This is a genomic window from Microbulbifer sp. (assembly GCF_036563125.1).
Classification (GTDB): Bacteria; Pseudomonadota; Gammaproteobacteria; order Pseudomonadales; family Cellvibrionaceae; genus Microbulbifer.
Genome location: NZ_DATCMV010000155.1, coordinates 1 through 24,221, shown reverse-complemented (window position 1 = coordinate 24,221; position 24,221 = coordinate 1). Strand labels below are relative to the sequence as shown.

Genomic DNA, 24,221 nt, shown 5'->3' with positions numbered 1-24,221 from the left:
CTTTTTTGCTCATGTCTAAATTTAATTATCGATCCCGGTAATTATTTTCCGGCTCAGAGATTGCCTCTGAACCAGTGTTTGACCTTGTCCCACCACTGGTTTTCGTTGCGCTGCACGCTGCGCGGACGACTGCGTTTGTTTTCTTCCGATTTCAGCGCGTACATCAGCAGACCGACGCCGGTGGAATAAATCGGATTGCTAACGATATCCGTCAGGCCTGCAATGCCATGGGGTACCGCGAGGCGCACCGGCATGTGGAAAATTTCCTCCGCCAGTTCCACCGCTCCTTCCATTTTTGAAGAACCACCAGTGAGCACGATTCCCGCCGCGCAAAGATCTTCAAAGCCGCTGCGGCGCAGTTCCGCCTGTACCAGCGTAAACAATTCGTCGTAGCGGGGCTCCACAACTTCTGCCAGCGCCTGACGGGAGAGATCCCGCGGTGCGCGGTCACCCACGCTCGGCACCTTGATGGTTTCCCCTTCGCGCGCGAGTTTTGCAAGCGCACACGCGTATTTGATTTTCAGCTCTTCCGCGTGCGGCGTTGGTGTACGCAGTGCCATGGCGATGTCGTTGGTAACCTGGTCGCCGGCGATAGGGATAACACCGGTATGACGGATGGAGCCACCGGTAAACACCGCGATATCAGTGGTGCCGCCACCGATATCTACCATACACACACCCAGCTCTTTTTCATCGTCGGTCAGCACCGCATAACTGGAGGCCAGCTGCTCGAGAATGATGTCTTCCACTTCCAGGCCGCAGCGTCGGATGCACTTCTCGATGTTCTGCGCCGCGTTCACCGCACCGCTTACCAGATGCACCTTGGCCTCGAGGCGCACACCGGACATTCCCAAGGGTTCCTTCACGCCCTCCTGGCTATCGATCAGGTATTCCTGCGGCAGGGTATGCAAGATCTTCTGGTCAGCAGGAATCGCCACCGCACGTGCCGCATCGATTACCCGGTCCAGATCCTGCTGGGTCACTTCGCGATCCTTGATCGCCACAATCCCGTGACTGTTCAAACTGCGGATATGGCTGCCGGCGATGCCCGCATACACAGAGTGAATCTCACAACCTGCCATCAGCTCCGCTTCCTCTACCGCGCGCTGGATGGACTGTACTGTGGACTCGATATTCACCACCACGCCCCGTTTCATACCGGTGGAGCGATGGGAGCCGATACCGACGATATTCAGATCGCCATTTCCGGCAACCTCACCGACAATCGCCACGACCTTGGATGTACCGATATCCAGACCGACGATCATGCGTGGTTCAGTTGATTGTGTCATTGAATTTTCAACCTCGCTGGGCAGTCACGCCGACCCACATGTGACATGTCGGATCAGGGGAGCACCCACCTTTTTATCTGCCTGTTTTGTTGTCAGTTATCTGTTTTGTCTTTTTCTTTCCACTGCACCGCAACTGCATTGTTATAGCGGGTATCGACGCCCGCAATTTTCTGCAGATGCGGCGCCAGTACGCCGCGGGTCAGACGCAGGAAACGGCCCACCCGCTCCAGCAGTTCGTCGTGACCCAGTTGCAAGCGGATACCGCTTACCAACTCCAGTTGCCAGCCCGACAGGTCGTCAAATGACAGGCGGCGCACTTCCATATCCTTGGTGGTCAACAGTCCGGCCAGTGCCTGGTACTGGGCCATGATCCGCTCCACCAGCTCCGCGTCGCCGGCGAGTTCCGGCAAGCGCAGATCCTTTAAATTTTCCGGTCGCGGCAACAGTTCACCATTTGCGATCAACAGCCGGTCGCCACCCCAAATGGCGAGAGGCTCGGCCTCATCCACCACCACATCCACACCGTTCGGCCAGCGGCGACTCACCGAGGCATTAACAATCCACGGATTGCTCAACAGTGCCGCGCGCATCCCGTCGATATCCAGGGAGAAGAAGCCGCGCCGCAGATACGGCAGCAGAATTTCTTCCACCTCCCGTTCGGTCACCGCCCGAAACGGCGCTTTGACCCGCACATCTTCCAGTGCATCCACCCGGCTCAGTTCCGCCGTCGGCACCTGTTGCCATAGCCAGCGCGCTCCGTAACCGATGCCCGCCGCCACTGCCAGCAACAACACACTCAGCAGTACGACCCGCAGCGGTCGCACAGGCGGCTCCGCATTCGGGTCCGGCAGTGCACGGGCACCGCGCAGTGCCGGTTTGCCTTTCGCCTGTTTCTGCCGCTGCGTCGAGGTTTCTCTGGCCACGATGTTAATTCCGCGCCGTTACTGTCCGGACCCGGCTTTATCGCCCAACTGCGCTTCCGCCAGCTGTTGCGCCAGTCCTCCAACATTGCCGGCGCCCTGGGTCAGCACTATGTCACCGGGTTCCAGCAGGTCCGCGAGAATCGACGGAACCTCGTCCACTTTTTCCACAAAAATCGGATCAATCTGGCCGCGATTGCGAATACTGCGTGCCAGCGTGCGGCCATCCGCACCCGGAATTACCGCTTCGCCCGCGCTATATACATCCAGCAATACCAGTTTGTCGACCTGAGAAAGAACCTGGACAAAATCCTCGAACAGATCGCGTGTGCGGGTGTAGCGATGGGGCTGGTACACCATCACCAGGCGACGCTCCGGCCAGCCATCGCGCACGGTCTTGATGGTGGCGGCCACTTCCCGCGGGTGATGGCCGTAGTCGTCCACCAGCATGACTTTTTCCGCAGCGGCATCCTCGCTTAACGGGTACTCCCCGTAAATCTGGAAGCGGCGGCCGACGCCCTGGAAACCTTTCAGCCCCTCGCAGATTGCCGCATCGCTGATTCCCTCTTCGGTGGCCACCGCAATCGCCGCGGTGGCATTCAGCACATTGTGAATGCCAGGCACGTTGACGCAAACATCCAGGGTGCTGCCGTCCGGGCGGTGCACGGTAAAGAAGCTGCGCAGGGGTTCCTGGCGCACACCGCTAATGCGGAAGTCATTGCCTTCATCAAAACCGTATGTGGTCACCGGGCGCGCCAGTTTCGGGATGACCGACTGCACATTGGCGTCGTCACCACAGACCACCGCCAGACCGTAAAACGGCAGATTCTGGATAAAGTCGATAAAGATCTGCTTTACCTTTTCAAAATCGCCGCCGTAGGTTTCCATGTGATCCGCGTCGATATTGGTCACCACCGTAACCATCGGCTGCAGATGCAGGAAAGAAGCATCACTTTCGTCCGCCTCGGCAATCAGATAGCGGCCCTCGCCCAGCGCGGCATTGGCCCCCGCACTGTTCACCAGGCCACCGATCACGAATGTAGGATCCTTGCCGTCAGCGGCAAAAATTGACGCGATCAGGCTGGTGGTTGTCGTCTTGCCATGGGTGCCAGCCACCGCGATGCCGTAGCGGTAGCGCATCAGCTCGCCGAGCATTTCCGCGCGGCGCACCACCGGGATACGTTTTTCCCGCGCCGCGGTCAGTTCCGGGTTATCGCCATAAATCGCGGAGGAGTTCACCACCACATCTACATCGTTGATATTTTCCGCACTGTGGCCGATCAGCACCTTGATGCCAAGGCTACGCAGGCGCTCAGTGACCTTGCTCTCGCGCAGGTCTGAACCGGAAACTTCGTAGCCCTGGTTCTGCAGGACTTCGGCAATACCGCTCATACCCGCGCCGCCGACGCCGATAAAGTGAATCCGGCGGATACGGCGCATGGCCGGTACCTGATAATTGCTTTCGCCGCTATCACTCATATTTCTTCCAACACTCGTTTGATTCTGGTTTTCGCGAGACATTTCAACACCCCATCTCTTCGCGACATGCCGCCAACACACGGTCGGTGGCATCAGGCCGGGCGACGCCGCGCGCGGCCTCCGCCATGGCCAATAATTTTTCCGGAGCAGCGAACAGTTCCTCTAGCAAGGCCGCCAGTTGCTCCGCGTCCAGTGCGTCCTGCTGGATTACTTTTGCCGCGCCCGCCTGCTGCAGCCACTCACCATTTTTTGTCTGGTGATCGTCGATGGCGAACGGGAAAGGCACCATGATGGCCCCCACTCCCGCCGCGGCGATTTCCGAGACGGTCAGTGCGCCGGAGCGGCAAATCACCAGATCCGCCTGGCCGTAGGCCGCGGCCATGTCCGCAATAAATGGCACCACTTCGGCTTCCACGCCGGCGCGCTCGTAAGCTTCCTTCGCCACGTCCAGGTGCCGCTGGCCCGCCTGGTGCACCACCTGGGGCCTCTTTGATTCATCCATTTTTGCCAGCGCCTGCGGCACCAGCTCATTGATGGCGACGGCGCCGAGGCTGCCGCCCAGTACGAGCAGCCGCAGCGGCCGCTGTTTGCCGACCCGCTCAGCGGGCGCGGGCAGCGCGGCAATTTCCGCACGCACCGGATTGCCCACCAGCTGTGCAGAAGGCAATCCACTGGGGAACGCCTCCAGCACGCGGCTGGCGATCTTCGCCAGTAAACGATTGGTGGTGCCTGCCACTGCATTCTGTTCGTGAATAATCAGCGGAACACCGCTGAGTCGTGCTGCCACGCCACCGGGACCTGTGGCAAATCCACCGAAACCCAGAACGGCATCCGGCTGCACCGCCTTCACCACACTGCGCGCCTGCCAGATAGCGCGGCTGATCTGCAGCGGCGCCTTCAACAGCGCCGCCGAACCCTTGCCGCGGACACCCTCCACGGTAATGAAGTGCAGCGGGATATCCGCTGCCGGAATCAGCTGCGATTCGATACCGCGCATGGTACCCAGCCATTCCACTTCCGCGCCCTGTGCCTGCAGCGCTTTCGCCACCGCGAGTGCGGGAAACACATGGCCGCCGGTACCGCCGGCCATCACCAGAAATTTCTTGCCGGCGAAAGGTGTGGCGTTTGTGGATTGCTCCATCACGCAGCCTCCCCGGTTTTCCTGTCGCCCAGTTGCAGCGGATTGAAAATCGGCAACTGACGGATTTTGGCGAGACTGTCTTCACCCGACTCGGCCTCGCTGTTCAATTCATTCTGTGCGCGCCAGGCGAGCGCGAACAGCGCAAAGCACACCACCAGGCTGGAGCCGCCGGAACTGACAAACGGCAGGGTCAGCCCCTTGGTGGGTAGCAGTCCAGATGCGACACCCATATTCACAAACGCCTGGCCGGCGAACAGCACGGCAATACCAAACACCAGCAGCGCGGTGAAAAACGCCTGTTTCACCAGCGCCTTGCGCACCAAGCGCAGCAGCGACCAGGTCAGTGCCGCGTACAGGCTGATCACCACCAGCCCGCCGAACATACCCCACTCTTCGGCCAGGATTGCAAACACAAAATCGGTGTGCGCTTCCGGCAGGTAGAACAGTTTCTGCACACTGTTGCCGAGACCAACTCCGAACCATTCACCGCGGCCGAAGGCGATCAGCGACTGGGTCAGCTGGTAACCGCCGGCAAACTGCTCGCCCCAAGGGTCGAGGAATGTCGTCAAACGCTGCAATCGGTAGGGACTGACCAAGGCCATCGTCACCAGGCCACAGGCGGCGACCCCCACCAGCATAAAGGTATGCGGCAGGCGCGCACCGGCGAGAAAAACCATCGCCAGCGCAGTACCGGATATCACTACCACCGAACCGAAATCCGGCTCCAGCAACAACAGCAGCGCGACAATCCCCAATACCGAAATGGGAATCATGAAACTGCTCCAGTGCCGCAGCCGTTCATTGCGCCGGGTCAGGAAGCTTGCAAAAAACACCAGACAGCAGAACTTGGCGATCTCCGCCGGCTGAATGGTGATCGGCCCCAGCGCGATCCAGCGCATACTGCCATTGACCGAGCGCCCGACACCGGGAATCAACACCGCCAGCAACATGCCGAGCGCAAAAAACAGCAGCGTCCAGGACAAATTCGACCAGGTGGCGAGCGAAATACGGCTCACCAGCAACGCACCGAATGCCCCAGCAGCCAGAAACACCAGGTGGCGTTTAAGGAAGTACCAGGGGTCGTTGTACACATCCGCGGCAAACGCGATGGATGCGGACGCCACCATGACCACACCGATACTCGCCAGCGCCACTACACAGAACGGCAACACCCAGGCGAAGTCATCGACCGGTTCGTTTGCAGCCTGCTTCAGTACCGGTTTACTCATTCAACCCTCCCGCGCACTGCGCGCCGTTGGAGGACTGCACCAGTTCAGCGACTTCGCGGCGAAACACTTCACCGCGGTGCTCGAAATTGCGGAACATATCAAAGCTGGCACAAGCGGGAGACAGCAGTACATAGTCGCCGTGACAGGCGAGCGCCTTTGCCTTGGCGATGGCATCACGCATATCGCCAGCCGCCTGCTGCGCTACCAGTGCGCCAAACGCCGCAGCGATTTTCGGGCCGTCGACACCGATGGTAACCAGTCCGCGCAACGCACCGGCGGCCTCCGCCAGTGGTGAAAAATCCGCGCCCTTGCCGTCGCCACCGGCGATCAGCACGATCTTGCGCTCACCATCCGCCAGCCCATCCAGCGCCGCGCGGGTTGCACCCACATTGGTACCCTTGGAGTCGTTCACAAAAGTAACGCCGTCGAGATCTGCCACCCGCTCGCAGCGGTGCGCGAGACCGGCGAAACTGCGCAGTACCTGCAGCATCGGCGCCATCGGCAGCCCCACCGCATTGCCGAGCGCCAGCGCCGCCAGCGCATTGGCCACGTTGTGGCTGCCCACCATGGCCATTTCGCTCGCCGGCATCAGCTTTTCGTGGCCCTGCGCCAACCACTGCTGACCATTTTCGGTGATCAACCCAAACTGCTTCAGGTCCGGGCGATCCAGGCCGAAACTCCACTCGCGACTGTCGCGGGACAGCGGGCCGCGAGTGAGGGAATCCGCACGGTTGATTACCATCTGGCGCGCGTGGCGGTAGACCCGCTGCTTGGCGCGGTGATATGCACCCAGATCCGGGTAGCGGTCCATATGGTCCGCACTGATATTCAGGATCGTTGCCACGTCGGGCGCCAGCGAGTAAGTGGTTTCCAGCTGGAAACTGGAAAGCTCCAACACGAACAGTTGCGGTAGCTCTGTACCCGGCGCGACAAAATTCAGTACCGGTACGCCGATATTGCCACCCACCTTGACGCTTACACCGGCGGCCTCCGCCATCAGCCCCACCACGGTGGTGACAGTGCTCTTGCCGTTGGAGCCGGTAATGGCAATGACCTGGGGCGCAGGCTCTGCCTTTGCCAACTCGCGCGCGAAAAGCTCGATATCACCGACCACCGGGATACCGGCTGCCACCGCCGCGGCAATCGCGGGTTCCGCCACACCAATCCCGGGACTCGCGATGATTTCGCTCGCTGCCAGCAAGGTTTCCGGATTCAGCGGGCCGCACTCTACGGATACCTGCGGGAACTCCTTGTGGAAGGTCTCCAGTGCCGGCGGCGCATCGCGGCTGTCCACCACAACCGGAGAGAAACCCTGGCTCAGCAGAAAGCGCACCACCGACTGCCCGGTAGCGCCCATTCCGATCACCACTTTTTTCTCTGAGGTTGCGATGAGGTTCATTCGATCTTTTCTGTTTTTTAACTATCTGTCTTTTCTTAGCGAATCTTCAGGGTCGCCAGGCCCGCCAGCACCAGTACCACGGTGATAATCCAGAAGCGCACAATCACCCGCGGCTCCGGCCAGCCTTTCAGTTCAAAATGGTGGTGCAGTGGCGCCATACGGAAAATACGTTTGCCGGTCAGTTTGAAAGACGCCACCTGCAGGATTACGGAAACGGTTTCCATCACAAACACCCCACCCATGATGAACAGCACGATTTCGTGACGGGTAATCACCGCGATGATGCCGAGCGCCGCACCCAGCGCCAGTGCACCCACATCCCCCATAAATACCTGCGCGGGATATGTGTTGAACCATAGGAACCCGAGCCCGGCCCCACCCAGGGCGGCACAGAACACCGCCAGCTCACCGGCACCGGAAATGGACGGAATATGCAGGTAGGTAGCGAACTCCACGTGGCCCACCAGGTAGGCAATCACACCGAGAGCACCACCAACCATCACCGAAGGCATGATCGCGAGGCCGTCGAGGCCATCGGTGAGGTTGACCGCGTTACTGGAGCCCACTACCACGAAATAAGTCAGCAGAATGAAGGCCACCGGCCCCAGGTTGATCGCCACATCCTTGAAGAAAGGCACGAACAGCTGGGTTTCCGCCGGCGATGTAGCCGTCATATACAGATAAATCGCCGCTCCGAGGCCGGCGACCGACTGCCAGAAATATTTCCAGCGTGCGATCAGGCCGCGGGAATTTTTCTCCACCACTTTCTTGTAGTCGTCCACAAAACCAACCGCGCCGAATACGAACGTCACCAGCAGGGTCACCCACACCAGGCGGTTACTGAGGTCAGACCACAGCAGCGACGAGGAAAAGATCGCGGCGAGAATCAGGGTGCCGCCCATGGTGGGTGTGCCTGATTTGCTCAGATGGGTTTGGGGGCCATCGTCGCGCACCGCCTGCCCCACCTGCAGCCGATTAAGCCAGGTAATCATGCGCGGGCCTACCAGCAGGGAAATACCCAGCGCCGTCAGCGCGCTCAGAATCGCGCGTACGGTCAGGTAGTTGAAGAGCGAAAAGCCCTTCACATAGTTCTGTAAGAGTTCAGCCAGCCAAAGCAGCATTGTTTTACCTTTTAATGATTCCCGTTGGTGAGTGCCTGCACTACCAGTTCCATGCGCGCACTGCGGGAACCTTTCACCAGCACAGTGGTGTTTTCATCCAGTTCCGGCGCCAGTGCCTTTATCAGGGCTTCGCGCTCGGAAAAATTCCGTTGTGTATGTTGCCGGCCAGCGGCAAATTCGATACTCGCCGCAGTACTCAAGGTACCGAGGGTAAACAGCTGATCGATACCGCGCTCCCGTGCCAGCTTGCCCATGTCGCGGTGCGCCTTGTCCGCCTCTGGACCCAACTCCGCCATATCGCCCAACACCAGAATTTTCTTGCCCGCGCGCTGCGCCAACATTTCTATGGCGGCGCTGACAGAACCCGGGTTGGCGTTGTAGCTGTCATCGATCACCGCTGCGCCGCCTTTTCCGCTGAGCGACTGCATGCGACCACCGACACCTCCGAGCGAGCTGAGGCCAGTGGCAATTTCCGCAACCGGCAGGCCGGCGGCGTAGGCGCAACCGGCGGCAACCAGCGCGTTGTGAACATTGTGTTCACCGAGCAGTTGCAGCTGCACCGGATGGGTTACACCTTCCACCACCAGATCGAAGGACGCACAACCGCGCGCGTCGAGTTCAATATTGTCCGCGTGCACCGCACACTGGTGGCCAAAGCCCACTTCCAGCATGCGCACACCTTCCGGCATTTCACCGCGCCAGTAATCTGCGTAGTTGTCGTCCGCATTCAGTACCGCCACGGCGCCCGGTTCGAGACTGGTGTAGATCTGGCCCTTGGCGGTGGCGATGCCATCGACGGAGCCAAACCCTTCCACATGCGCGGGCATCACGTTGTTGACCGCGGTAATCCCCGGTTTCGCAATGCCACACAGATAACCGATTTCATTCGGACCGCTCGCGCCCATCTCCACGATCAGCACCTGATGTTCCGGGGCAAGGGAAAACAGGGTCATGGGCACGCCAAAGTGATTATTCAGGTTGCCGCGGGTGACGCACACCCGGTGATGCTGACCAAAGATCGACGCCAGCATTTCCTTTACCGTGGTTTTGCCACAGGAACCGGTGATGCCGATCACCGGGCCGTCAAACTGTTCGCGGCACAGGCGCCCGATCTGTCCCAGGGCCATCGTGGTGTCCGCCACCAGCCACTGCGGCAGCGATGAACCCTCAATGGCCTTTTCGGTAACCACACCCAGAACCTTGCCGTCGATGTCCGCGAGGAAATCGTGCGCGTCGAAGGTCTCTCCCCGCAGTGCAACAAACAGCGCGCCCGCGTCGAGCTTGCGGGTATCGGTACATACGGCGTCAAAGGTTACCGATCCGTTGATCAGTTCGCCGCCGAAGCGCTGTTGCAGTTGTTGCAGGGAAATGGGGGCAATCATTGACGGCTGGCCTCCACTTCTCCGGTGGCGCGCATCTCAAGCGCAGCCGCAGCCTGTTCACGGTCGCAGAAATGCAGCTTCTGGCCCGCGATCAGCTGGTAATCCTCGTGGCCCTTGCCGGCGATCAGCACGGTGTCGCCAGCGGCGGCATGGGTAATTGCATGGCGGATGGCCTCGGCACGATCCACTTTTACCGTGCAGCGCTCACCGTCGGCACTGCCGTCGATGCCTTCGAGAATACCGTCGATGATCGATTGCGGATCCTCACTGCGCGGGTTGTCGCTGGTAACGACGGCGAAATCCGCAAGCTCCGAAGCAATCCGCCCCATGGGAGCGCGCTTGCCGGCATCGCGATCGCCGCCGCAGCCGAACACACACCAGAGCTTGCCGCGACAGTAGGGACGCGCCGCCTCCAGTGCTGCACGCAGTGCATCCGGCGTGTGGGCATAATCCACCAGCACGCTGACATCCTCGGCGCCATCTGCGCCGATAGAAACGCGCTCCATGCGCCCGGGCACCGGCAGGATGTGCGGAAACGCCGCGAGAATATCCACCAACGGCATGCCCGCTGCGGCCGCGGCAGCAACAACCGCCAGTGCATTGTGAATATTGAAGTCGCCGATCAATGGCGCGCGCAGTTCGCCCTCACCCCAGGGGGTGATCAGGTGTACCGAGAAGCCGCTGTCGAGGCGCTTCAGGTTGCGCACCTGCACGTCGCCCGCTTGCAGGCCATAGGTAATGACCTTCACCCCGCGCAGCTTGCAGCGCTCCACCATCTGCGCACCGAAGGGGTCGTCGATATTGATGACGCCGCGTTTCAGTTTCGGCAGTCCGAACAGTTTTTCCTTGGCAGCACCATAGGCGGCCATGTTGCCGTGGTAATCCAGATGATCACGGGTGAGATTGGTAAATACCGCGGTATCGAATACCAGCCCGTGTACCCGCCCCTGGGACAGGGAGTGGGACGAAACCTCCATTGCGGCCGCGCGCGCGCCCTGCGCGTAGAACGCGGCGTAATCCGCCTGCAGGCGCACGGGATCGGGCGTGGTCAGCCCGGTTTCTTCAAGGCTGATGGTTCCGTCTGTCCACACCCCATTGCCGATGGTGCCCATCACCGCGGCGCTGCCGAAATGGCGCGCCAGCAGTTGCGAGGTCAGGAACGCACAGGTGGACTTGCCGTTGGTACCGGTCACACCCACCAGATACATGGACTCGGTCGGGTGGCCGTAAAAGCGCGCGGCAATTTCGCCCACGCGCGCGGCGAGACCGGGTACGGTAATTACCTGTACGCCGTTGCGCTCTTCGCTCCCGAGAGTTTCCCCATCGGCCAGCACCGCGGCGGCGCCCTGTTCGATGGCGGCATCGATGTACTGGCGGCCGTCCACCTGGGTGCCGCGCAGCGCCATAAATACGTCGCCGGCCTTGACCTGGCGGCTATCCAGGGCCACACCGGTGACCTGAATGTCGGGTATGCCCGCGTACCCTGGTACCAGAGCAGACAGGGTGGCGGTGCGATCTTGCATTGGGTTGCGCTGGGTCACGACGCTGTACCTCTCTCGTCGAGCTGCTTCGCCAGCTGTTGCTCAGCGGGCGTAATTTCTTCCGGCGGCACCTGCAAAAGCCGCATGGCGCCGGTCATGACTTTTCCAAATACCGGCGCGGCGACTTCGCCACCGGAGTATTTGACCGTACTGGGCTCCTCGATCACGACCACCGCCGCCAGGCGCGGGTTCTCTGCGGGCGCAAAACCGGCAAATACCGAGCGATAGCGACTGTCGGCGTAGCCTTCGCTGCCCACCTTGTGCACGGTGCCGGTCTTGCCGGCCACGCGGTAACCTTCCACCGCGGCACGCTTGCCGGTACCCACGGAGCTGATCACCGTCTCCAGCATCGTCGTTACTTCCCGCGCCAGTTTCGACTCGACCACTCGCTCCGCTTCGGCGACCTGTTTACCCGGTTCCATAATGAGGGAAACCGGGCGCTTGAGCCCGGCGTTGGCGACCACACTGTAGGCCTGGGCCAGCTGCACGGCATTCACTGTTAAACCGTAGCCGAAGGCAAAGTTGGCCAGCTCAATGGGGTGCCAGCGTGTCCGGCTGGGCAGTATCCCCGGGGCCTCCCCGGGGAATCCGGTGCCAACCGCTTCTCCGAGCCCCATGCGGTAAAAAAGTTCACGCAGTGTTTCCGGCTCCAGATCCATTGCCACTTTGGTGATACCCACCTGGCTGGACTTGGTAATCACCTTGGTCAGGTCGATTTCGCCGTAGTTCACCGGATCCAGCAGGGTCTTCCCCGGCAGGCGGATGTAGCCCGGGCTGGTATTGATTGGTGTATGCGGCTGGTAGCGCCCGCTCTCCAGTGCCGCCAGTGCGGTCAGCGGCTTGACGGTGGAGCCCGGCTCAAACTGGTCGATCAGCGCGCGATTGCGCATGGCCGCCGCCTTCACCCCCTGGCGATTGTTCGGGTTGAATGAGGGCTGATTGGCCATCGCCAGCACATCGCCGCTGCGGGTATCCAGAATGACCATATAGCCAGCTGCGGCGCCGTTATCTGCCACAGCCTTCTTGAGTTCGCGATAGGCGAGGTACTGCAGGCGCATATCAATGGTGAGTTGCAGGTCGCGACCGGGGCGCGCCTCCTGCTTCACCGCCAGATCCTGCACCGTACGTCCCTTCAGATCCTTCACCACCTGGCGCTTGCCCGGCTCGCCGGCGAGAGACTGCTCATAGGCGAGTTCGAGCCCCTCCTGACCGCGATCGTCAATATTAGTAAAGCCCAGCAACTGGGCAGTGACCTCACCGGCGGGGTAAAAACGGCGGTATTCCTTCTTGCTGTATACCCCGGCCAGATCCAGTGCCAACACCTGTTGCGCCTGCTCCGGCGTCATATGGCGCTGCAGGTACATGAACCCCTTGTTGCGGTACTTTTCCAGACGCTTGGCGAATTTCGCCGCGGGCGTTCCCAGCGCGGACGCCAGTGCGCGCAATTCCTGCTCGGTAGCTTCTTTAAGCAGCTGCGGGTTGGCCCAGATGGTCTGGACCGGAGTGCTGACCGCCAGCAGTTCGCCGTTGCGGTCGACGATGGAGCCGCGATAGGCGGCAATTTCTTCGGTGCGAATGGTGCGGGCACGCCCCTGGTCTTGCAGGAAACGGTAACCCTTGTCCTGCTCCGGCAGCACCTGCAGACCAGCGAGGTGCACCACCAGAGCTACGGCGAGCAGGCACAGCATGCCGGCCACCAGCGCGAAGCGCCAGCGGGCAATACCCGGCTGTGATTGCTGTTTTTTCACCGCGCCCATGGCAGATCCCTGTCCCTACCCTGTTGTTATCGATTCGGCACCCCTTCCCGCGGTCGTGCCTTTTTGCTTTTGTCGTATTCCCGCTGCCTACCGGGGCTAAGCCGGCGTCAGCGCCCGGAGCGCACCAGCACCCGTTCGGCCGGTGTCGGAGCACGCATATCCAGCTGCTCCCGCGCCACCTGCTCAATACGGCTGTAGGCCGACCAGGCCCCGCGCTCCAGCAGCAGTCGCTCCTGCTCATAGCGCAGCTCATCGCGATGCCTCTGCGCCTGCCCCAGCTGCGCGGTCAACGCGCGGCTCTGCTGGGTGGTGTGCACGACCCCCAGGGCGGACATCATCACCAACCCCCACAGGCACACCAGCAATAATCTGTTTCCGCTCACAGCGCGCTATCCCAGACGCTCGGCAATGCGCATTACCGCGCTGCGGGAGCGCACGTTCTCCCCCACTTCCTGGGCCTCAGCCTTAACCGCCTTACCCACGGAGCGCAGAGTCTTGTGAATCTGGCTGTCCATCACCGGCAGCCCGCGAGGCAACTGCGGCCCCTTTTCCTGTTCGCGAATAAACCGCTTAACCATGCGATCTTCCAGTGAGTGGAAGCTGATCACCACCAGGCGACCACCCGGTTTCAGCAGTGTCAGCGACTTCTCCAGCGCCTGCTGCAGATCGTCCAGCTCGCCGTTCACATGGATCCGGATCGCCTGGAACACACGGGTGGCCGGGTGCTTGCCTTTCTCCCAGGCGGGATTGGCCGCCTTGACCACTTCCGCCAGATCCAGGGTGCGCTCAAACGGCTTTTCCACCCGGCGGCGCACGATGGCGGCCGCCATGCGGCGCGCAAAACGCTCTTCGCCGTACTCTTTGAACACCCGCGCCAGCTCAGTCTCGGACTCACCGTTCACCCAATCTGCCGCACTGATGCCACGACTGGTGTCCATGCGCATATCCAGCGGGCCGTCCTGCATAAAGCTGAAGCCACGCTCGGGCTGATCCAGCTGCGGCGAAGACACACCCAGGTCCAGCAGGATTCCGGTTACCTGCCCCGCCATGCCCGCTGCGGCCTGGTCCATATCCGCGAAAGACCCGTGCCAGATCTGGAAGCGCGATTCACCGCCAAAGCGGCTGCGGGCAAATTCGATGGCCTGCGGGTCCTTGTCCACCGCCAGCAAACGGCCGGCTTCGCCGAGCTGCTCCAGCACCAGCGCACTGTGGCCGCCGCGGCCAAAAGTCCCATCTATATAAAAGCCGTCCGGGTCCACCACCAGGGCGTCCACAGCCTCGCGCAACAACACACTGCGATGCAGTTCCTGGGACACCCGGTGTTCTCCTGTGATTGTCAAAAATTCGTTTGTGCGGCCACTTGTTCACCCGCCACCTAAAGGGACAGGGAGGCCATCTCCTCCGGCATATCGCCGTCGCCCTCGCTGTCGTCGAGCCACGACATCCAGCGATCCTCACTCCAGAGCTCCAGCTTCTTGCCCTGCCCCACCAGCATCAGTTTCTTCTCCAGCCCCGCGTACTCGCGCAGGGTCGGCGGAATCAGCACGCGACCGTTGGCATCCACCTGCAATTCACAGGCGTAGCCGATCAGCAGCCGCTGGGCGCGACGCGCCACTTTGTTGAAACTGGACAGGGCCTCAATCTTCGGCAAAATTTCGCGCCACTGTGGTTCAGGATAGACGAGTAGGCAGCGCTCTTCCGTATGCGCAGTAACGACCAGACGGCCACCGCAATCTTCCAGCAGCGAGTCCCTGACCCGCGCCGGAATGGCCAGACGCCCCTTGGCGTCCATATTGATTGCGTGACTTCCCAGATACATGGATCGGGTTCTTCGTTTGCCTTGGCTGTGTGTTCTTTGTGCAAAGTGAAATCCATGTGCTTTGCCCCAATGAAGCGTGATTAACCACTCACTACCACTTCAATCCCACTGAGACCCACAATTTTCCACTTTTCTCCACTTGGGACACTATAAATCTGGGCGGCATAAAGTCAAGGAAATACACAGCACGTGGAAGTAAAAAACCCAGTAATTTCGCGGCCTACAGGCGAAGTGTTCACATTTCACCCACGGGCACCGGTGAGCAAATGTACAACAGAGCAAGCACTTACTTTGGCAAGCTGACAAGTTACTTTAACTTTGTACGGAAGCTCACTGATGAACAAAGAATTGGCGAAAAGTGAGCAGGCACTTACGGGCAGTCACCACATTGCCGTGCTCCACTGGAGCCTCGACGGGATGCCGCAACGACAGGGAACCAGCCGTCAAGCGGGTCGCATAGAACGAGGAAGCATATAAAAATCAGCTTTTATTATTTTTAATGGAATTCAAGTGCCTGTAGCTTTGCGCTATCCGACAACCAGCAGGATTCCAGCCATGGGCTTTTCAGCAGGACTGAGCACACAGACACCCCCTTCCCGCACCTTTCATCACGGTGCGGATCTGGATGCGCTCAACCAGCGCTTCAAATCCAGCAAGCCCAGCGAAATCATGGCATTCACCATCGCCGAGGCGGAAAACCCGGTGGTATTCACCAACTTCCGCCCGCTGGCCATTGCCTTCCTGCATTTGGTCACACGTGCCAAACCGGACATCCCGGTGATCTGGGTAGACCACGGCTACAACACACCGGAAACCTACCGCCACATCGAGAAGGTCATCAAACTGCTGGACCTGAACCTGCACACCTTTTCACCAAAAATGTCTGCCGCTCACTACAACGCGGTCTACGGTGGCATCCCGCCGCTGGACACCCCGGAACACGATTTCTTTTCGCGCACCGTCAAACTCGAACCCTTCAACCGCGCCATGCAGGAGCTGAAACCCGATGTGTGGCTGAATGGTATCCGCCACGACCAGAATGCCCATCGCAAAGGACTGGATATTTTCACCAAGGGCAACCACGGCACCATCCGCGTGGCACCGATGTTCCACCTCAAGGAAATCGACGTGGAAGAGTACGTGTACGAAAACGACCTGCCGGACAACGATGTGTACTTCGATCCGACGAAAGGGGAAGAGCACAGGGAATGCGGGTTACTGCTGCAGAAATAATGCATTTGCCAGCAGAAGCATAGAAACCGGTCGACCAGCGGCGCGGGTGCCGCGGCCGCCGGTCTCCGGGAATTAGGTGAGTCAACCGATAAGCCGGGTTCTGTCGAGGACAATCATTCATCTGGGATGTGTGTCACCACACACCTCAAGCGACCTACCCGCCCTCAGTGCGGGTCACACCTATAGAGGGCCTATTTGGTCTTGCTCCGAACGGGGTTTACCGTGCCACGAACTGTTACCAGTCGCGCGGTGCGCTCTTACCGCACCCTTTCACCCTTACCTGTGCTTCCGAGGAAGCCATCGGCGGTCTACTCTCTGCTGCACTTTCCGTAGGCTCGCGCCCCCCAGGCGTTACCTGGCGTCCCACCCTATGGAGCCCGGACTTTCCTCCATCACACCACCCGAAAGCGGCGCAACAGCGATTGCCTGGCTGACTCGGCGCGAAGGTTAATAACCACTGACGCCAGATGCAAGCGCTAAACGGTGACAGCGCCTACTTCTGCTCCAGCGACCAGTTGTACAGCAGTTTCTTGTTAACCCCGGTAATTTCTGCCGCCACCGCCGCCGCGCGCTTGGGCGGCAGCTCGGCCAACAAAAGCTTCATCACCCGCTCCGACTCTGCATCCAGCTCGGATGCCTTCGTCTCGTCGGCACCCCGCACCAGCAGAACGATTTCGCCCCGCTGCTGGTTGCTGTCGGCGCGCACCCACTCCACCAGCTCCGCCAGCGGCAGCAGATGGATGGTTTCGAATGCCTTGGTGAGCTCGCGGGCGATCACCGCTTCGCGGGTATCACCAAAACTCTGGCGCATCGCATCCAGGGTATCCAGCACCCGGTGCGGGGCTTCGTAAAACACCATGGTGCGGGTTTCCCCCGCCAGTGCCTGCAGAGCCTTCTCACGTGCCAGCGGTTTGGCGGGCAGAAAACCCTCGAAGGTAAAGCGGTCGCTGGGCAGACCTGCGGCGGACAGGGCCGCGACAAAAGCACAGGGGCCGGGAATAGGCACCACCGCAAAGCCGCGCTCGCGGGCTTCCCGCACCAGCCGGTAGCCGGGGTCGGAGATCAATGGGGTACCTGCATCGGAGATAAGGGCCACGGTCTGCCCCTGCTGCAGGCGCTCGAGAATCTTCTCGGTGCGCTGGTCATCGGAATGATCGTGGTAGGCCACCAGCGGCGAATCGATGGAAAAATGCGAAAAAAGTCTCTGACTGTGACGGGTGTCTTCCGCAGCCACCAGATCCGCGGATTGTAGAACTTCAACGGCTCGCGGTACCATATCCGCCAAATTGCCAATGGGCGTCGCGACGATATAAAGCACTGCTTTATCCAGCCCCATAGTTCACTCCAGAATAAGTTTTGTGGGAGAAGAATATGTCCGCCCTGCACCGGCGCATCCCCTTCATCATTCATAGTCTCGCCGCCGGCGCTCTGGCGCTGTCCGTGGCCGGCTGCCAGACCCCGAGTAGCGAGCCAAACGCGCAGATCCCTGCAGATAGCGGCAACTTCGCGACTGCAAGTCGGCAAAATGCCATCCGTCTGCTCAATAGTGCGCGCCAGCTGCCATCGCCGGCAAAGGATCAGGCCCAGCTGCAGGCGGCCGCCATTCTATACACTCTGGGCGATAACGCGACGGCCCGGCAAGCGGCCAGCGCCATCGACGCCGAGCAGCTGACGGATCCCGAGTACGCCCGCTACGCCCAGGTCTACGGTGGCGCACTGGCGGCGGATGATGACTTTTTCACTGCCCTCGACCTGGTCAGCGCCCCGCGACTGGAACAGGCCTGGTACCAGATTCCCGCGGAAACCGCACTGCCGCTGCGTGTGCTGCGCGCGGATTTGTGGAACCTGATGGGCGACATCGACAGCGGTATCGCCGAGCGCCAGCGCATCGCCACCCTGGCGCGGGAAGATGATGCCATCTCCCGCAACAACGACGGTCTGTGGCAACTGCTGACCCAGCTGCCCTCCAGCGAACTGCGCAATCGTGCGGAAGAAACCCTGGATACGAAAATGCGCGCCTGGTACCAGCTGGCACTGCTCGGTCGCGACACCCAGGCGGACATCAGCACCCAGCTCACAGCTCTGAGCCGCTGGCGCCAGCAGTGGCCTGGCCACACTGCGGTCAGCCACCCCCCCCAGGCGCTGCAACTGCTGGAACAGCTGGCATCCCAGCGCGCACAGAATGTTGCCCTGCTGTTGCCGCTGTCCGGCCCCCTGGGCTCCGCCGGTCGCGCCATCCGCGACGGATTCATGGCGGCCTACTACAGTGCGCTGGATGCCGGCGCCCCCACACCGCAGGTACAGGTGTACGACACCGGCACTGCGCAGGCGTTTGATGAAATCTACCAGACCGCCGTCAACAACGGCGCCCAGACCATTGTCGGCCCACTGGACAAGGACAAGGTGGCCAACCTGTTGGCCACAGAGAAACTGCCCGTGCCCACCCTGGCACTGAATTATGGCGATGAGGGCCGCCTTACCGGCGACCTGGTGCAGTTTGGCCTCGCGATTGAGGATGAGGCCCGCCAGGTCGCCCAGCAGGCCTATCGCCAGGGCCACCGCCAGGCGATGATCCTGGCCCCGGAATCCAGTTGGGGGCAACGCGGCCTTGAGGCCTTCACCGCGGAATGGAACAGCCTCGGCGGCACCATCAGCATCAGCCGCAACTACACCGATAGCAGCAACTTCTCCCAGCTGGTGAGCGAAGCGCTGCTGATTCCGGAAAGCAAAAACCGCGAGGCAGACCTGCGTCGCAAGCTGGCATCCCCGCTCAAGTTCACCCCGCGCCGCCGCGGCGATGTGGATATGCTGTTCGTGCTGGCCCAACCGCAGCAGGCACGCCAGATCAAACCCATGCTGTCGTACTTCTACGCCGGTGAGCTCCCGGTATTCTCTACCTCCCAGGTATTTGCCGGCAACGTCGACCCACAGCGCGACCGCGACCTCAACGGCGTGCGCTTCACCGCGCTGCCGTGGCTGTTTGAAGATGACAACCAGACCAAACGCAACATCGTTAAACAGGCGAACCCGGCACCGGCATTCGCGCGCCTCTACGCGCTCGGCGCCGACGCCTTCCGCCTTTATCCGCGCCTGCCAATGCTGCGCCAGTTCCCCAACCAACGGGTGTACGGACTCACCGGCTCACTCAGCCTGACGGCGGATGGCCGCATTGTGCGCGAGCAGATCTGGGCAAAAATCGACCAGGGCAAACCGGTGCCCATCACTACTTCTGTGAGCGAAACGCCGCTCACCGATGACAGTGTGCGCGCGGATTGATCCCGGCAGGCAGCAACAAGAATTAGATCGCGTCGAAATTAACCGGCGCCCTGAAAATCCATAGAAAGGGAATTCCATGGATACCACGAGTATTGGCAGCCAGATGGAAGCACTGGCGGAGCGGCACCTCACCGGTTCCGGCCTGCGCATTGTCGAGCGTAACTTTCGCGGTCGCTTTGGTGAAATAGACCTGATAGCCCGCGACGGCGCCACACTGGTGTTTATTGAAGTGCGCTTCCGGCGCAACCGCAGTTTTGGCGGCGCCGGCGTATCCGTTGACCACCGCAAGCAGAAAAAACTGCTCGCCACCGCCAACGGCTACCTGCAATATCGCCGGCTCGACTGTCCCTGCCGGTTTGATGTGATCTGTATCGAACAGGATAAAATCGCCGGCTCACTGGAAATTGACTGGATAAAAAATGCCTTCGGGCAATAGGCTCACCCAAAGGAAACCACAGAACAGATGGAACAGCGCGTTGTAACCCTGTTTCACCGCAGCATTGAAGCAACCATGAATGCCGGTGAACTTTTGGCGCCCTTGATTGCCGAAGCCAGCGAAATGATCGTGCACACACTGCTCGCAGAAAACAAATTGCTGATCTGTGGCAACGGCCTCAGCGGCGCACTCGCACAGAGCTTTTCTGCCCAACTGATGGGCGGGTTCGAACGCGAGCGCCCCGGTCTGCCGGCACTGGCCCTGAATGGCGACGCCATCACCACCGGCACCGTTGCCCGCAACCACGGCCGCGCCGAATCTTACGCGCGCCAGGTCCGCGCCCTCGGCCACCCCGGTGATTTGCTGGTGATCATCAGTACCGATGGCCGCGACTCCAATCTGGTACAGGCGATTCGCGCGGCACACGACCGCGATATGGGCGTGCTCGCACTGACCGGTGGCGAGGGCGAAGGTGACTGCACCGCGTTGCTGGATGTGCACGATATCGAGCTGCATGTACCGTCTGAGGTTCCCTCCGAGGTACACCAGGTACACATGCTCACCCTGTTCTGCCTGTGCGACCTGATCGACAGCAGCCTGTTTGGTGGATACGAGGACTGAACCATGCAATCAATTACAGGAACCCGAATTTTCAAGCCGCTCAAGCTCGCCATCGCCGCCTGCACGCTCACCGCGTTCGCCGGCTGCTCCACGGTGCTCGATGCCACCCACGATGGCCCGATCCAGCCGGACCCGGGTGAACGCACCTTTGGTACCTTTCTCGACGACCAGCAGCTGGAAACCATCACCAATGTGAACATTGGCAAGGCGCACCCGGACCTGAAAGCGGCAAATATCGACGTGGTTGCCTTCAACGGTGTGGTACTGCTCACCGGTCAGGTGCAGAGCCCCGAATTGCGAGATCTCGCCGGGCGCACTGCCCAGCAGGTGCACACGGTGCGCCAGGTGTACAACGAGATTCAGGTACGCGGCACCTCTTCCCTGCTCGCGCGCACCAACGACACCTGGCTGACCACCAAGGTCAAAAGTGTGCTGATGGCGGACAAGGAAATCGACAGCGGCCGCATCAAGGTGGTGACAGAATACGGCGTGGTCTATTTGATGGGGCTGCTCACCCGGCAGGAAGCGGAGAATGCCGCAGAAGTCGCGCGCACCGTGGGTGGTGTGCAGAAGGTGGTAAAAGCCGTGGAATATATCGACTAGGTTTCTGCACTGTACCCCATAAAAAACGGAGGCCTCAGCCTCCGTTTTTTATGGGTGGAGCCTGGATTGTTTACGGGCGCTCGATCGCAATCGCCGTTGCCTCTCCACCGCCGATGCACAGGCTGGCCACACCCTTTTTCAGGTCGCGGTTTTCCAGCGCGGCCAGCAGCGTGACAATGACGCGCGCACCACTGGCACCCAGCGGATGACCGAGGGCACAAGCGCCGCCGTTGACGTTCACTTTGTCGCGGGGCAGTTCCAGCTCTTTCATCGCCGCCATGGTAACCACGGCAAAGGCTTCATTGATTTCAAACAGATCCACATCGCTTGCCTGCCAGCCAACCTTTTTCAGCAGGTTGGTCATCGCCGTTACCGGCGCAGTGGTGAACCATTCCGGCGCATGGGCAAACTGGCTCTGGCCGCGCAGCACTGCCAGCACTTTCAAGCCTCGTGCGTTTGCCTCACTCTCGCGCATCAATACCAGCGCGGCAGCACCGTCAGAAATGGAACTGGCGTTCGCCGCGGTCACGGTACCGTCCTTGCGGAAGGCTGGACGCAGTTGCGGGATTTTTTCCGGGCGGGCGTTGCCGGGGCCTTCATCGACCACGACTTCCACTTCTCCGCCGCGACCGCTGATCGTCACCGGAGTAATCTCGCGCTTGAACGCGCCGGCCTCGATGGCGGCGCTGGCGCGCGCCAGAGATTCCAGAGCAAAGTTGTCCTGCTCTTCGCGACTGAAACTGTACTTATCCGCGGTGCACTCGGCGAAATTACCCATCAGCTGACCGTCGTAGGCATTTTCCAGACCGTCGGTGAACATATGGTCCAAAACCTCGCCATGGCCCAGGCGCATACCACCGCGGGCTTTCGGCAGCAGGTAAGGCGCATTGCTCATGCTCTCCATGCCGCCGGCCACGACGACTTTGGCATCTCCACAGAGGAGTGCGTCCCGCGCCATCATCACGGTTTTCATGCCCGAACCACACACCTTGTTGATCGTGGTGGTGGGCGTACCTTCCGGAATACCGGCACCCAGTGCGGCCTGGCGCGCCGGCGCCTGGCCAAGGCCCGCCGGGAGCACACACCCCATCAGCACTTCGTCCACATCCGCTGCCGCCACTCCGGCATCGGCAAGGGCGCCGCGGATGGCAACGGCACCAAGTTCCGGCGCGCTCAGCCCGGACAGGGCGCCCTGCATGGCCCCCATCGGGGTACGGGAAATACCGACAATGACAACAGGGTCTGTAATTTGCTCGCTCATGCTGAATTTTCTCCAGTTGTAACGGACATCGCCGTCTCAGGCTGACCGGGATCGCGATGAATAGTTATTTTGCGGCGGATTATACCCCACACTCATGCACTCGATACCATCCGCCCTTCGTTGTATTCGCCAAAGCCCTTGGCTGTATTCGCCATGGCACCCGGCAGCGGTCGCCATGTTAGTATCTGGCGCAATTGGCGGATAAACCTGTCCGCCTCAATTGCCATGACCGATAACAACAGTTTCGTCCCAGGAACGTACAACCCAAGAACGCACAATCACAGGAATGCGCACTTTATGGATATTTCGACCATTGTCTGGCTGGTAGTTCTCGCCGCCCTGGTGTTTTACGTCATCAGCATTTACAACCGTCTCGTCTCCCTCAAGAACCGCTACGAGAACGCGTTTGCACAGATCGAAGTACAGCTGAAACGCCGCTACGACCTGATTCCCAACCTGGTAGAGTCCGCCAAAAGCTACCTCAAGCACGAGCGGGAAACCCTCGAAGCGGTAATCAGCGCACGCAATACCGCACTGGCAGGCCTGAAAGCCGCTTCCAACAACCCCGGCTCTGCTGCTGCCATCGCCGATCTTGGCAATGCGGAAGGTGTGCTTGCCAGCGCCCTGGGCCGTCTCAGTGTGGTGATGGAAGCCTACCCGGACCTGAAAGCCAACCAGACCATTCAGCAGGTGATGGAAGAACTGACCAGTACCGAAAACAAGGTCTCCTTCGCGCGCCAGGCATTCAACGACGGCGTCACCACCTACAACATATTCCGCCAGAGTTTCCCGCCGGTGTTTTTTGCGAGTTTCTTCGGCCACCGGGAAAACGGCAAACTGCTGGAGTTCGCAGACTCCGAAGCGTTCCAGGCCGCGCCCCGGGTACAGTTCTGACGCATCCCCATGAATTTTTTTGAATATCAGGACAAGGCCCGCCGGAATACCAGCCTGCTGGTATTGTTGTTTGCTGCGGCGGTAATCGGGTTGATTGCCATCACCACCGTTTTCTTTGCCTTTATAGGCCGAGCGTCCGATGCACCGGGACCGGAAGCCGGCATTGGAGGGATGCTCGCGGCACTGGGCTGGGATACTGTCGCCGGCATCGCGATTACCATTACCGCGGTGATTGCCCTCGCCAGTTTTTACCGCCTGCAGCAATTGGCCGCGGGCGGGCGCGCAGTGGCGGAATCCCTCGGCGGGCGCAAGATCAATATTGCACCAAGGGGGCTGGCGGAACAGCGCGCTCTGAATGTGGTAGAGGAAATGGCACTCGCCTCGGGCACGCCGGTACCGGAGGTCTACGTGCTGGATGACAATGCCATCAACGCCTTTGCCGCCGGTTATCAGCCTGCGGATGCAGTGATCGGCCTTACCCGCGGCTGTATCGAACAGCTGAACCGCGACGAACTGCAGGGCGTTGTAGCCCATGAATTCAGCCATATCTTTAACGGCGACATGCGCCTCAATATCCGCATTGTTGGCCTGCTGCACGGTATTCTGTTCATCGGCCTGGTCGGCAGCTGGCTGGTGCGCGGCAGCTACTGGAGCAGCAGTCGCGACAGCCGTGGGCGCGCTGCGCTCTTCGGCATTGGCGCCGGCCTTGTCGCAATCGGCTACACCGGGACCCTTTTCGGCAACCTGATCAAGTCCGCGGTGAGCCGCCAGCGGGAATACCTCGCAGACGCCTCAGCGGTACAGTTCACCCGCAGCC

General features: G+C 60.6%; 22 protein-coding genes and 1 other RNA gene. 7 read left to right on the top strand and 16 right to left on the bottom strand.

Annotated features, from left to right (window positions below):
• Positions 1-53: 53 nt before the first annotated feature.
• The 13 genes from ftsA to mraZ form a co-directional block, all read right to left on the bottom strand.
• Positions 54-1,292 (bottom strand): cell division protein FtsA, encoded by a 1,239-nt coding sequence (gene ftsA / locus VIL80_RS13065; RefSeq protein ID WP_332036535.1) that lies wholly within the window; start codon positions 1,290-1,292, stop codon positions 54-56.
• 92 nt (positions 1,293-1,384) lie between these two features.
• Positions 1,385-2,215, bottom strand: coding sequence for a cell division protein FtsQ/DivIB (locus VIL80_RS13060; RefSeq protein ID WP_332036534.1), 831 nt, complete (start codon positions 2,213-2,215; stop codon positions 1,385-1,387).
• Positions 2,216-2,233: 18 nt separating this feature from the next.
• Complete coding sequence (murC, locus tag VIL80_RS13055; RefSeq protein WP_332036533.1) at positions 2,234-3,691, bottom strand: UDP-N-acetylmuramate--L-alanine ligase; 1,458 nt, start codon at positions 3,689-3,691, stop codon at positions 2,234-2,236.
• Between the two features lie 43 nt (positions 3,692-3,734).
• Positions 3,735-4,832, bottom strand: coding sequence for an undecaprenyldiphospho-muramoylpentapeptide beta-N-acetylglucosaminyltransferase (gene murG, locus VIL80_RS13050; protein WP_332036532.1), 1,098 nt, complete (start codon positions 4,830-4,832; stop codon positions 3,735-3,737).
• Positions 4,832-6,061, bottom strand: coding sequence for a putative lipid II flippase FtsW (gene ftsW, locus VIL80_RS13045; protein WP_332036531.1), 1,230 nt, complete (start codon positions 6,059-6,061; stop codon positions 4,832-4,834). Before ftsW ends, murG begins: the two co-directional genes overlap by 1 nt.
• Positions 6,054-7,460 (bottom strand): UDP-N-acetylmuramoyl-L-alanine--D-glutamate ligase, encoded by a 1,407-nt coding sequence (gene murD / locus VIL80_RS13040; RefSeq protein ID WP_332036530.1) that lies wholly within the window; start codon positions 7,458-7,460, stop codon positions 6,054-6,056. Before murD ends, ftsW begins: the two co-directional genes overlap by 8 nt.
• Before the next feature lie 35 nt (positions 7,461-7,495).
• Positions 7,496-8,581, bottom strand: coding sequence for a phospho-N-acetylmuramoyl-pentapeptide-transferase (gene mraY, locus VIL80_RS13035; protein ID WP_332036529.1), 1,086 nt, complete (start codon positions 8,579-8,581; stop codon positions 7,496-7,498).
• A gap of 11 nt (positions 8,582-8,592) precedes the next feature.
• On the bottom strand, positions 8,593-9,963 hold the full coding sequence (locus VIL80_RS13030) for a UDP-N-acetylmuramoyl-tripeptide--D-alanyl-D-alanine ligase (RefSeq protein WP_332036528.1): 1,371 nt from the start codon (positions 9,961-9,963) through the stop codon (positions 8,593-8,595).
• On the bottom strand, positions 9,960-11,486 hold the full coding sequence (locus VIL80_RS13025; RefSeq protein ID WP_332036527.1) for a UDP-N-acetylmuramoyl-L-alanyl-D-glutamate--2,6-diaminopimelate ligase: 1,527 nt from the start codon (positions 11,484-11,486) through the stop codon (positions 9,960-9,962). The genes VIL80_RS13030 and VIL80_RS13025 overlap by 4 nt, the downstream gene beginning before the upstream one ends.
• Positions 11,487-11,500: 14 nt before the next feature.
• Positions 11,501-13,261: a peptidoglycan D,D-transpeptidase FtsI family protein gene (locus VIL80_RS13020; protein WP_332036526.1), complete on the bottom strand. Its 1,761-nt coding sequence runs from the start codon at positions 13,259-13,261 to the stop codon at positions 11,501-11,503.
• Positions 13,262-13,368: 107 nt separating this feature from the next.
• Positions 13,369-13,644 carry a cell division protein FtsL gene (gene ftsL / locus VIL80_RS13015; protein WP_332036525.1) on the bottom strand — a complete coding sequence of 92 codons (276 nt, stop codon included), beginning with the start codon at positions 13,642-13,644 and terminating at the stop codon, positions 13,369-13,371.
• Positions 13,645-13,650: 6 nt separating this feature from the next.
• Positions 13,651-14,577, bottom strand: a complete 927-nt coding sequence (gene rsmH / locus VIL80_RS13010) for a 16S rRNA (cytosine(1402)-N(4))-methyltransferase RsmH (protein ID WP_332036524.1) — start codon at positions 14,575-14,577, stop codon at positions 13,651-13,653.
• Between the two features lie 59 nt (positions 14,578-14,636).
• Positions 14,637-15,080, bottom strand: coding sequence for a division/cell wall cluster transcriptional repressor MraZ (mraZ, locus tag VIL80_RS13005; protein WP_318954903.1), 444 nt, complete (start codon positions 15,078-15,080; stop codon positions 14,637-14,639).
• A 555-nt stretch (positions 15,081-15,635) separates the two neighbouring features.
• On the opposite strand from mraZ, the gene VIL80_RS13000 reads away from it, so the two are divergent.
• Positions 15,636-16,313, top strand: coding sequence for a phosphoadenosine phosphosulfate reductase domain-containing protein (locus VIL80_RS13000; RefSeq protein ID WP_332036523.1), 678 nt, complete (start codon positions 15,636-15,638; stop codon positions 16,311-16,313).
• 73 nt (positions 16,314-16,386) lie between these two features.
• Here VIL80_RS13000 and rnpB read toward each other — a convergent pair.
• An RNA gene (rnpB, locus tag VIL80_RS12995) (RNase P RNA component class A) lies at positions 16,387-16,751 on the bottom strand.
• Between the two features lie 55 nt (positions 16,752-16,806).
• On the bottom strand, positions 16,807-17,649 hold the full coding sequence (gene rsmI, locus VIL80_RS12990; RefSeq protein ID WP_332036522.1) for a 16S rRNA (cytidine(1402)-2'-O)-methyltransferase: 843 nt from the start codon (positions 17,647-17,649) through the stop codon (positions 16,807-16,809).
• 35 nt (positions 17,650-17,684) lie between these two features.
• On the opposite strand from rsmI, the gene VIL80_RS12985 reads away from it, so the two are divergent.
• The 4 genes from VIL80_RS12985 (at position 17,685) to VIL80_RS12970 (ending at position 21,249) form a co-directional block, all read left to right on the top strand.
• On the top strand, positions 17,685-19,589 hold the full coding sequence (locus tag VIL80_RS12985) for a penicillin-binding protein activator (RefSeq protein WP_332036521.1): 1,905 nt from the start codon (positions 17,685-17,687) through the stop codon (positions 19,587-19,589).
• Between the two features lie 76 nt (positions 19,590-19,665).
• The gene (locus VIL80_RS12980; protein WP_332036520.1) at positions 19,666-20,025 is read left to right on the top strand and encodes a YraN family protein; all 360 of its coding nucleotides are present in this window, start codon (positions 19,666-19,668) and stop codon (positions 20,023-20,025) included.
• A gap of 27 nt (positions 20,026-20,052) precedes the next feature.
• Complete coding sequence (locus tag VIL80_RS12975; protein WP_105101674.1) at positions 20,053-20,646, top strand: SIS domain-containing protein; 594 nt, start codon at positions 20,053-20,055, stop codon at positions 20,644-20,646.
• A 3-nt stretch (positions 20,647-20,649) separates the two neighbouring features.
• Positions 20,650-21,249 (top strand): BON domain-containing protein, encoded by a 600-nt coding sequence (locus VIL80_RS12970; protein WP_332036519.1) that lies wholly within the window; start codon positions 20,650-20,652, stop codon positions 21,247-21,249.
• Between the two features lie 70 nt (positions 21,250-21,319).
• Here the strand turns inward: VIL80_RS12970 and VIL80_RS12965 are convergent, their stop codons facing one another.
• Positions 21,320-22,510, bottom strand: coding sequence for an acetyl-CoA C-acyltransferase (locus VIL80_RS12965; RefSeq protein ID WP_414684558.1), 1,191 nt, complete (start codon positions 22,508-22,510; stop codon positions 21,320-21,322).
• Between the two features lie 297 nt (positions 22,511-22,807).
• On the opposite strand from VIL80_RS12965, the gene VIL80_RS12960 reads away from it, so the two are divergent.
• Both VIL80_RS12960 and VIL80_RS12955 read left to right on the top strand, forming a co-directional pair.
• Positions 22,808-23,404: a LemA family protein gene (locus tag VIL80_RS12960; RefSeq protein ID WP_332036518.1), complete on the top strand. Its 597-nt coding sequence runs from the start codon at positions 22,808-22,810 to the stop codon at positions 23,402-23,404.
• Between the two features lie 9 nt (positions 23,405-23,413).
• Positions 23,414-24,221, top strand: an 808-nt coding sequence (locus VIL80_RS12955) for a M48 family metalloprotease (protein WP_332036517.1), incomplete at its 3' end; no start/stop codon positions are given.

Excerpts from the sequence above, each read along its gene's own strand:
- murC (WP_332036533.1), bottom strand. The coding sequence starts at position 3,691 with ATGAGTGATAGCGGCGAAAGCAATTATCAGGTACCGGCCATGCGCCGT.
- VIL80_RS12975 (WP_105101674.1), top strand. The coding sequence starts at position 20,053 with ATGGAACAGCGCGTTGTAACCCTGTTTCACCGCAGCATTGAAGCAACC.
- murG (WP_332036532.1), bottom strand. The coding sequence starts at position 4,832 with ATGGAGCAATCCACAAACGCCACACCTTTCGCCGGCAAGAAATTTCTG.
- rsmI (WP_332036522.1), bottom strand. The coding sequence starts at position 17,649 with ATGGGGCTGGATAAAGCAGTGCTTTATATCGTCGCGACGCCCATTGGC.
- mraY (WP_332036529.1), bottom strand. The coding sequence starts at position 8,581 with ATGCTGCTTTGGCTGGCTGAACTCTTACAGAACTATGTGAAGGGCTTT.
- ftsW (WP_332036531.1), bottom strand. The coding sequence starts at position 6,061 with ATGAGTAAACCGGTACTGAAGCAGGCTGCAAACGAACCGGTCGATGAC.
- VIL80_RS12970 (WP_332036519.1), top strand. The coding sequence starts at position 20,650 with ATGCAATCAATTACAGGAACCCGAATTTTCAAGCCGCTCAAGCTCGCC.
- VIL80_RS13020 (WP_332036526.1), bottom strand. The coding sequence starts at position 13,261 with ATGGGCGCGGTGAAAAAACAGCAATCACAGCCGGGTATTGCCCGCTGG.
- mraZ (WP_318954903.1), bottom strand. The coding sequence starts at position 15,080 with ATGTATCTGGGAAGTCACGCAATCAATATGGACGCCAAGGGGCGTCTG.
- ftsA (WP_332036535.1), bottom strand. The coding sequence starts at position 1,292 with ATGACACAATCAACTGAACCACGCATGATCGTCGGTCTGGATATCGGT.
- VIL80_RS13030 (WP_332036528.1), bottom strand. The coding sequence starts at position 9,963 with ATGATTGCCCCCATTTCCCTGCAACAACTGCAACAGCGCTTCGGCGGC.
- VIL80_RS13025 (WP_332036527.1), bottom strand. The coding sequence starts at position 11,486 with ATGCAAGATCGCACCGCCACCCTGTCTGCTCTGGTACCAGGGTACGCG.
- VIL80_RS12965 (WP_414684558.1), bottom strand. The coding sequence starts at position 22,510 with ATGAGCGAGCAAATTACAGACCCTGTTGTCATTGTCGGTATTTCCCGT.
- VIL80_RS12985 (WP_332036521.1), top strand. The coding sequence starts at position 17,685 with ATGTCCGCCCTGCACCGGCGCATCCCCTTCATCATTCATAGTCTCGCC.
- murD (WP_332036530.1), bottom strand. The coding sequence starts at position 7,460 with ATGAACCTCATCGCAACCTCAGAGAAAAAAGTGGTGATCGGAATGGGC.
- VIL80_RS13000 (WP_332036523.1), top strand. The coding sequence starts at position 15,636 with ATGGGCTTTTCAGCAGGACTGAGCACACAGACACCCCCTTCCCGCACC.
- VIL80_RS12980 (WP_332036520.1), top strand. The coding sequence starts at position 19,666 with ATGGATACCACGAGTATTGGCAGCCAGATGGAAGCACTGGCGGAGCGG.
- VIL80_RS12960 (WP_332036518.1), top strand. The coding sequence starts at position 22,808 with ATGGATATTTCGACCATTGTCTGGCTGGTAGTTCTCGCCGCCCTGGTG.